Here is an 8,164-nt window from a genome sequence, read left to right as displayed (position 1 = left end):
GCGCGCTCGGCGGCCTCCGCGAGTGCTTCGCTCAACCGCCGCAGCTCGACCGCGACCTCGGCGGCGTGCGGCCGTTCGGCCGGGTCGATGCTCGTCATCGCGGTGAGCAGCCGCCCCCAGTCCTGTCCGAGCGACGCGGGAACGTCCGGCGCCAGGTGCAGGCGGGCGAGGGCGGTCTCGACGCTCAGGGTGGGCGCGAAGCCGGGTGTGCCGGTCAGTGCCTCCAGGAGCACAAGGCCCAGCGCGTAGATGTCGACCGACGGCCGTACCTCGCCGTTGCGCAGCTGCTCGGGCGCCATGTACGTGAGGGTGCCGAGGACGATGCCCGGCGCGGTGACCCGCGACGTGTCGATCATGCACGCGATCCCGAAATCCGCGAGCTTCGCCGTCCACCGGTCACTGCCCGACGCCGGCGGGGTGAGGAGAACGTTGGACGGCTTGACGTCACGGTGCACGATGCCCGCCGCGTGAGCGGCATGGAGGGCGGAGGCGACGTCGGCTCCGATGGTCGCGACCTCCTGGGGGGTCACGGCGGAGCGGGAGAGGCGGCTGCTGAGCGTGGGGCCGGGAACGAACTCCATCACCAGGTACATCGCCCGGCCGGGGTCGAGGCGGGCGTCGAGGAGCGTGACCAGGTTGGGGTGGTTGAGGGAGGCGAGCAGCGCCTTCTCGGAGTGCGCGCGGTCCGTCGAGGTCACGGCATCGTCCGAGGTGCGGAAGATCTTGACCGCGACCGTGCGCTCCAGCGCGATGTCCTCGGCGCGGTACACGGTCGCCATGCCGCCGACGCCCACGGCATCGCCCAGCCGGTATCGGCTGTCGAGCAGAGCCTCGGTCGGCGTCGCCTCCTGCGTCCACATGGTGCAGCCTCCCCGTCGCCGGGTCGGGTAGCCCGGCGACTCTCTCACGCTAGGGCGCTACACGATTCCCGTCTTCGGGCTTGACTCCGGGGCAGGGACCTGCAAGAGGGTGTGTGGAATGGCCCCCGGACACGCGGAAGCGCCCGCCAGGAATCCCGGCGGACGCTTCGCGGTGCGGGTCAGACCCCGAAGTACAGCTCGTACTCGAACGGGTGCGGACGCTGCGCGATCGGCAGGATCTCGTTCTCGTACTTGTAGGAGATCCAGGTCTCGATGAGCTCCTCGGTGAACACGCCGCCCTCGAGGAGGAACTGGTGGTCGTTGCGGAGCGCCTCGAGCGAGTCGAGCAGCGAGTTCGGCACCTGCGGGATGTTCTTGGCCTCCTCGGGCGGAAGCTCGTAGAGGTCCTTGTCGACCGGCTCGTGCGGCTCGATGCGGTTCTTGATGCCGTCGAGACCCGCCATGAGCTGCGCCGCGAAGGCGAGGTACGGGTTGCCGGAGGCGTCGGGAGCGCGGAACTCGATGCGCTTGGCCTTCGGGTTGGAGCCCGTGATCGGGATACGGATCGCGGCGGAGCGGTTGCCGGCCGAGTACACCAGGTTGACCGGAGCCTCGAAGCCCTTCACCAGACGGTGGTAGCTGTTCAGCGTCGGGTTCGTGAAGGCGAGCAGCGCGGGAGCGTGCGCCAGGATGCCGCCGATGTACCAGCGGGCGATGTCGCTGAGCTGGCCGTAGCCGGCCTCGTCGTAGAACAGCGGCTTGCCGTCGTTCCACAGCGACTGGTGCGTGTGCATGCCGGAGCCGTTGTCACCGTAGAGCGGCTTGGGCATGAAGGTGGCGACCTTGCCCCACTCCTCGGCCGTGTTCTTCACGATGTACTTGAACTTCAGGATGTCGTCCGCCGAGTGCACCATCGTGTCGAAGCGGTAGTTGATCTCCTGCTGGCCCGCCGTGCCGACCTCGTGGTGCGAGCGCTCGAGGATGAAGCCGGCCTCGATCAGCTTGAGCGTGATGTCGTCGCGCAGGTCGGCCGTCTTGTCGACCGGGCTCACGGGGAAGTAGCCGCCCTTGTACGGGGTCTTGTTGGCGAGGTTGCCGCCCTCCTCCTCGCGACCGGTGTTCCACGCGGCCTCCTCGGAGTCGACCTTGTAGAAGCTCTCGCCCGCCGTGACGGAGTAGCGCACGTCGTCGAAGATGTAGAACTCGGCCTCGGGCGCGAAGTACGCGGTGTCGGCGATGCCGGTCGACGCGAGGTACTTCTCGGCCTTCTTGGCGACCTGACGCGGGTCCTTCGAGTAGATCTCGCCGGTGCGCGGGTTGTAGATGTCGAAGATCATCACGAGGGTGCTCGCCTCGCGGAACGGGTCCATGTAGGCCGTCGTCACGTCGGGGATGAGCTGCATGTCCGACTCGTGGATGCTCGCGAAGCCGCGGATCGAGGAGCCGTCGAACAGCTGCCCGTCCGTGAAGAAGGCCTCGTCGACCGTCGCCGCAGGGATGTTGAAGTGCTGCTGCACGCCAGGGAGATCGGTGAACCGGATGTCAAGGAATTTGACGTCGTTCTCCTTGATGTAGGCCAGTACCTCGGACGAATCTTTGAACATGTAACGACTCCTGTGATGCGGATCGATGGCTTCGGGGCCACTCTGCACAGTACGGACGGGGGATTTCTCCACGGTATCCGCTTTGTTTCGAGCGTGTTACAGCGTGAGGGCGGAAGGCGCGGTTCCGAGGGCTCGGTAGGCTGGTGTGGTGACGGATGCGGTGAACAGGTACCCCGGTGAACGACTCGGACTCCCGGAGTCGGGAACGGGAAGCATCGCCCGTCCCGGACGACGCATCGGCGCTCTCGTGATCGACTATGCGGCCGCCACGATCATCGCCACCGGCTTCCTCGGGTTCGACCAGTTCGCGCTGCCGTCCGAGGCGGGTCTGACGCAGTTCGCCCCGCTGCTGGTGTTCGCGGTCCTGCAGATCCTGTTCATCCCCACCGCGGGGGGTAGCCCGGGTCACCGCATCCTCGGCATGCGCCTGGTGCGTCTCGACGGCGCCTGGATCGGGCTGTGGCGGCCGGTCGTTCGCACGCTGCTGCTGCTCGTCGTGATCCCGGCGGTCGTCTGGGATGCGGATCAGCGCGGTCTGCACGACAAGGCGGTCGGCACCGTCCTCATCCGCGCCTGAGCCGCGTCGAGTCGCCCGCTTGCCTCAGACGCGTCCCCGGTTGCGGCGGCGTGCCTCGCGCGGTGCCCTTCCACCGAGGAACGAGCGCGCGGGGTCCACGACGTAGCCGTGACGCAGGGCCTCGCGACCGATGAGCATGCGGAACCCCATCTCGTCCCGGTTGCTGAGGGTGACCTCGGCCAGCACCTCGCGGTCGACCAGGCGGATGATCAGTTGCACCACCAGACGCTCCTGCGCGTGCCCGGACGAGCTGCGCACGGCGCGGCGATCGTGCACAGGGCACTCGACGACGACCGCGTCGTCCTGGCTGTCCTGCCACGGGTTCACCCGGAAGCGGACCCACGCCTCGCCCTCACGCTCGAACTCGTGCACGTCGAACGCGTGCAGCGATGAGGTGCGCGCGCCGGTGTCGATCTTCGCCTTGATCCAGTCGACGCCGAGATCGGGCAGGCTGACCCACTCTCGCCACCCCGTGAGGGTGTTTGAATGGGTAGACCTACTCACCTGATACATCCTGGCAGGAAATCCCCCGTGAAGATCGCAGTGCTGTCCCGTGCGCCGCAGGCGTACTCCACCCAGCGCCTCCGGGCCGCCGCGCTGCAGCGGGGGCACAACGTCAAGGTGCTGAACACCCTTCGCTTCGCGATCGACCTCACCTCCGATGAACCCGACCTGCACTACCGGGGACGCCAGCTGAGCGACTACGACGCGATCCTGCCGCGCATCGGGAACTCGATCACCTACTTCGGTACGGCGGTGGTCCGCCAGTTCGAGCAGATGGACGTGTACACCCCGAACACCGCCAACGGCATCTCGAGCGCGCGCGACAAGCTCCGCGCCAACCAGATCCTCTCCCGGCACAACATCGCGATGCCGCCCACCGCTTTCGTGCGCAACCGCGCCGATGTGCGCCCGGCGATCGAGCGCGTCGGCGGTGCCCCGGTCGTGATCAAGCTGCTCGAGGGCACGCAGGGGATCGGCGTGATCCTCGCCCCACAGGTCAAGGTCGCCGAGGCGATCATCGAGACCCTGCACTCCACGAAGCAGAACGTGCTCATCCAGAAGTTCATCTCCGAGAGTCGTGGGCGCGACATCCGTGCGCTGGTCGTGGGCGACCGCGTCGTCGCGGCGATGCGGCGGTCGGCGGCCGGCGACGAATTCCGCTCGAACGTGCACCGCGGCGGATCGGTGGAGGCGATCGAGCTCGACCCGGTGTACGAGCGGGCGGCCGTCCGTTCGGCGCAGATCATGGGGCTGCGGGTGGCGGGAGTGGACATGCTCGAGGGCGACGAGGGACCGCTCGTCATGGAGGTGAACTCCTCGCCGGGACTGCAGGGCATCGAGACGGCCACGAAGCTCGACGTCGCCGGCGCCATCATCGACTACATCGCCGGGCAGGTGGCGTTCCCCGAGATCGACGTGCGACAGCGCCTGACGGTGTCGACGGGGTACGGCGTGGCGGAGCTGATGGTGCACGGCGCCGCCGACCTGGTGGGGAAGACCCTGGGTGAAGCCGGACTGTGGGAGCGTGACATCACCGTGCTCACGTTGCACCGCGGGGTGAGCGTGATCCCGAACCCGCGCAAGCACGTCGTGCTGGAGGCGGACGACCGGTTGTTCTGCTTCGGCAAGCTCGAAGAGATGCGCTCGATGATCCCGGAGCGTCGTCGTCGCCGGGCGAAGGTGCGGCGCCTGCCGAAGCAGCCGCTGTCGGAGTGACGACGCGCGGCCGCCCTCCGAGGAGGACGGCCGCGCGTCGATCGTGCGGTGTGCGGGTCAGCGCGGACGCTGCGGGCGCACCTTGGTGGGGTCGATGCCCTTCGGGATCGGCAGCGACGAGAGCGACTGCGACACGGAGTCGACGCGACGGATCACCGCGGCCATGGTGGCCTTGTCGATGGCCTTGGGAAGCTTCTTGATGGTCTTGGCGAGGTCGGCGATGGGTACCTCGTCCTCGCCGTGCCCGACGTAGAGCACGGTCACGGGGACACCGTGCGCGACGCGCTGCGCCTTGCTCCGCTCCTCGTTGACCAGGCGCGTGAGGCGGCCGCGGGCACCTTCGCCGACCACCACGATGCCGCCGCGACCGATCGTGCGGTACACGGCCTCCTGGGTCTTCGGGTTGATCCCCACCGGGGTCTCCGATGCCTGCCAGCGACGCCCGAGACTGGTGCTCAGCACGTGACCGGTCGCGCCGGGCATGCCGTCGATCTTGGTGTACATCGCCGAGGTCGACAGTCGCGTCATGAGGAACAGCGCGCCGAGCACGCCCAGCATGAGGCCGGTGATGCCCCAGAGCACGAGCGTCCACACCTGGAACGGCGGGATGAGGTAGCCGGCGACGAGGCCGAGCAGGATGCCGCCGACGAGGATGCCGGCCTGCGCCCAGGGGAGCCACGGGTAGGCCTCGCGCGTGAACCGGAAGAGGGACTTGATCTGGGAGAAGAACCCAGGACGCTTCTCGGGTTCGGGAGCACGCTTTGCCATGACATCCAGCCTACCGAGTCCCAGACCCTGACGATGTCGTCGTTCGCGCGGAGCGGAGCAGCACGAGGACTCGCTCTGCACAGCCAGCCGCAGCCGGCGGACCTTTCCGCTCACGCCGTGGATGGCTCCGGGCGCACGATCCCTCGGGTGAGATGGGCGCATGACCGACGCCCAGACGATCGAGACGGCCCCACCGCCCCTGCTGGCACGAGCGCACCGCACGCTGCGGATGCTGTCGTCGCCGGACACCCCCTTCGCGGGGGCGCTCGTCACCAGCGGCGACGGCGTGGCGGTGCGGTGTCCGAGCGAGGAGCTCGCGGGATGGGCGGGCTGGCACTTCGCGGGCGCACAGCACGTCGCCGGACCGCTGGACATCGTCCGACGTGCGGACGGCCACGATGTGCTGCTGCCCTGGTGCACCGATCGGTTGCAGGCGTTCATCGACCGACGGTCCGCCTCGGGGCAGCGGTTGCGTCAGGGTGAGGTGTGCACGGTGGCGGTGAGTCTGCTGCGCGGCATCGGTGAACTGGCGCGCATGGGCAGCGGCGTCGAGGGTACGTGGTGGCTCACCGACGGCGGGCGACCCCTGTTCGTCATCGGTGAGGGGAGCGGGATCCGGTCCGCAGCGGCGACGATCGTCGAGACGCTCAGGGACTGCGAGACCGATCGAGCGCTGAGGCGTGTTCTGGACCGGGTGGGGGATGGACTGCGCGAACGACTGGAGCACCCCCGGGTTCCGCGGCGGCTTCTCGACGAGTGGGAGTGCGAGCTTCTCGCCCTCGTGTCCCCACGTCCCCTGGAGCATCAGACGACGAAGCCGGTGCGGGCGCGAGACCTCTCCCGCGTCGTCGAGCCCGCTGTGGGCGGGGTCGCCCCGACGCGGAGGAGCCTCGCGACGCGGAGGTCCGCGGTCCGTACCCCACGGACCACCCGGGCGAGAGTCCGCAGCGCCGTGCGGATGCTGTGGGAGAACATCGCGTCGCGGATCGCCGACGCCAGGGAGGCCGTCCGCGTGCGGCGGGCGACGAGCGGTAGGGGGCGGGATCGGGCCGCGGCTCCCCGCGCACCTCGTCGCCGACTGCTGTTGATCGCGGCAGCGGGTGCGGCCGTCGTGCTCGTGGGCGGGCTGATGTGGCCGAGCGGCGACGGCGGGAGCGACGCCCGAGGTGCCTCCACCGCGGCGGGGACGGCGCCGACGCCGACGTCGACCGGGGATGGTCGGGCGAAAGGCGGGTCATCGACGACAGGAGCCGAGCACGCGTCTGCTGCCCCCACGCCGCGCGTCGCGGACGCGGGCGACCCCGCCGCCGCCGTCCCGACGCTCGTCTCCGCCGCTGAGGCCTGTCACTCCGCCGGGGACGCGGAGTGCGTCGCCGCGATCGCGCCCGGTTCCGCAGGAACCGTCGACGCCGTGCGCGCGCTCAGCGGTGAGCTCACGGTCGAGCTGGTCGACGAGTACGGCGACGTCGCGGTCACCCGCGTCGCTCGGCCGGCGGAGGCGGACGCCGCGAGTCCCACCGCGATGGTCGTACTCGTGCGGCAGGACGACAAATGGCTGGTCCGCGACGTGTACGACGTCGCGGACCAGCCAGAATGATCGTTCGGTCAGGCGCCCAGCTGCGGGGCGAACTGCGCCGCTTCGAGGCGCGCCTTCACCGCACCGAGGAAGCGCGCCGCGTCGGCACCGTCGATGATGCGGTGATCGTACGACAGAGCGAGGTACACATACGAACGGACCGCGATCGCGTCGGTTCCGCCGACCTTGACGAGACCCGGACGCTTGACGACCGTGCCGGTGCCGAGGATGGCGGACTGCGGAAGGAACACGACGGGCGTGTCGAACAGCGCACCGCGGGAACCGGTGTTGGTCAGCGTGAAGGTCCCGCCGGCCAGCTCGTCCGGCTTCAGCTTGTTGTCGCGCGTGCGGGCCGCGAGGTCGGCGATCTCGTGAGCGATCTGAGCGATGTTCTTCGACGCGGCGTCGCGCAGCACCGGAGTGAGCAGCCCGCGCTCGGTGTCGACCGCGATCGAGACGTTCTCGGTGGCCGGGTAGACGATCTGCTCACCGTCGACCGTCGCGTTCACGATCGGGAAGGCCTGCAGCGCCTCGGCGGCGGCCAGCGCGAAGAACGGCAGGAACGAGAGCTTGTCGCCGGTCTTCTCGAGGAACGAGCCCTTGACGCTGTCGCGGTACTCCGCCAGCGCGGTGACGTCGACCTCCACAACCGTGGTGAGCTGCGCCGTCTGCTGCATGGACTCGACCGCGCGCTTGGCGAGTACCTTGCGCAGACGCGACATCGGCTGGGTCGTACCCCGCAGCGGGGAGACCTCGAGCGGTGCGGGAGCCGGAGCCGCATTCGTGGCGGCCGGAGCCTGCGATGCGGACTCGGCAGCCTTGAGCACATCCTCCTTGCGGATGCGCCCGCCGACACCGGTACCCGTCACGGAAGCGAGATCCACGCCCTGCTGTGCGGCCAGACGGCGCACCAGCGGGGTGACGTAGAGGTTGTCGTTCTCCGTCGGCAGCGAGAGCTTCGGAGCGGGCGCCTCGGTCGCTGCGGGAGCCGGTGCGGCCTGCGCCGGAGCAGGGGCAGCAGGTGCAGGGGCCGCGGCCGGAGCCTGGGGCTGGGCGGGAG

The 8,164-nt window shown here is 69.4% G+C and carries 8 protein-coding genes; 3 read left to right on the top strand and 5 right to left on the bottom strand.

Annotated elements, in window-relative coordinates; genetic code table 11:
* Both DW309_RS08985 and glnA read right to left on the bottom strand, forming a co-directional pair.
* A partial coding sequence (locus tag DW309_RS08985; protein ID WP_136045171.1) for a serine/threonine-protein kinase occupies positions 1-860 on the bottom strand: 860 nt, incomplete at its 3' end.
* A 179-nt stretch (positions 861-1,039) separates the two neighbouring features.
* Positions 1,040-2,464, bottom strand: coding sequence for a type I glutamate--ammonia ligase (gene glnA, locus DW309_RS08980; RefSeq protein WP_136030300.1), 1,425 nt, complete (start codon positions 2,462-2,464; stop codon positions 1,040-1,042).
* A 148-nt stretch (positions 2,465-2,612) separates the two neighbouring features.
* Here glnA and DW309_RS08975 point away from each other — a divergent pair, with 148 nt between their 5' ends.
* A complete protein-coding gene (locus DW309_RS08975) occupies positions 2,613-3,041 on the top strand; it encodes an RDD family protein (protein WP_372490597.1) in 429 nt (142 codons plus the stop codon).
* 24 nt (positions 3,042-3,065) lie between these two features.
* Here the strand turns inward: DW309_RS08975 and DW309_RS08970 are convergent, their stop codons facing one another.
* The gene (locus tag DW309_RS08970) at positions 3,066-3,554 is read right to left on the bottom strand and encodes an ATP-dependent zinc protease family protein (RefSeq protein ID WP_136036632.1); all 489 of its coding nucleotides are present in this window, start codon (positions 3,552-3,554) and stop codon (positions 3,066-3,068) included.
* Between the two features lie 18 nt (positions 3,555-3,572).
* On the opposite strand from DW309_RS08970, the gene DW309_RS08965 reads away from it, so the two are divergent.
* On the top strand, positions 3,573-4,760 hold the full coding sequence (locus tag DW309_RS08965; RefSeq protein ID WP_136030304.1) for a RimK family alpha-L-glutamate ligase: 1,188 nt from the start codon (positions 3,573-3,575) through the stop codon (positions 4,758-4,760).
* 57 nt (positions 4,761-4,817) lie between these two features.
* On the opposite strand, the gene DW309_RS08960 is transcribed toward DW309_RS08965, so the two are convergent.
* Complete coding sequence (locus DW309_RS08960; protein WP_136030306.1) at positions 4,818-5,528, bottom strand: DUF4191 domain-containing protein; 711 nt, start codon at positions 5,526-5,528, stop codon at positions 4,818-4,820.
* 160 nt (positions 5,529-5,688) lie between these two features.
* Between DW309_RS08960 and DW309_RS08955 the strand changes: the two genes are divergently transcribed.
* Complete coding sequence (locus tag DW309_RS08955) at positions 5,689-7,125, top strand: hypothetical protein (RefSeq protein WP_136045170.1); 1,437 nt, start codon at positions 5,689-5,691, stop codon at positions 7,123-7,125.
* 8 nt (positions 7,126-7,133) lie between these two features.
* On the opposite strand, the gene DW309_RS08950 is transcribed toward DW309_RS08955, so the two are convergent.
* A partial coding sequence (locus DW309_RS08950; RefSeq protein WP_205812715.1) for a 2-oxo acid dehydrogenase subunit E2 occupies positions 7,134-8,164 on the bottom strand: 1,031 nt, incomplete at its 5' end.

Source organism: Microbacterium sp. K41, from assembly GCF_004794395.1.
Taxonomy (GTDB): Bacteria; Actinomycetota; Actinomycetes; order Actinomycetales; family Microbacteriaceae; genus Microbacterium; species Microbacterium sufflavum.
This window is presented reverse-complemented; position numbering and strand designations above follow the sequence as displayed.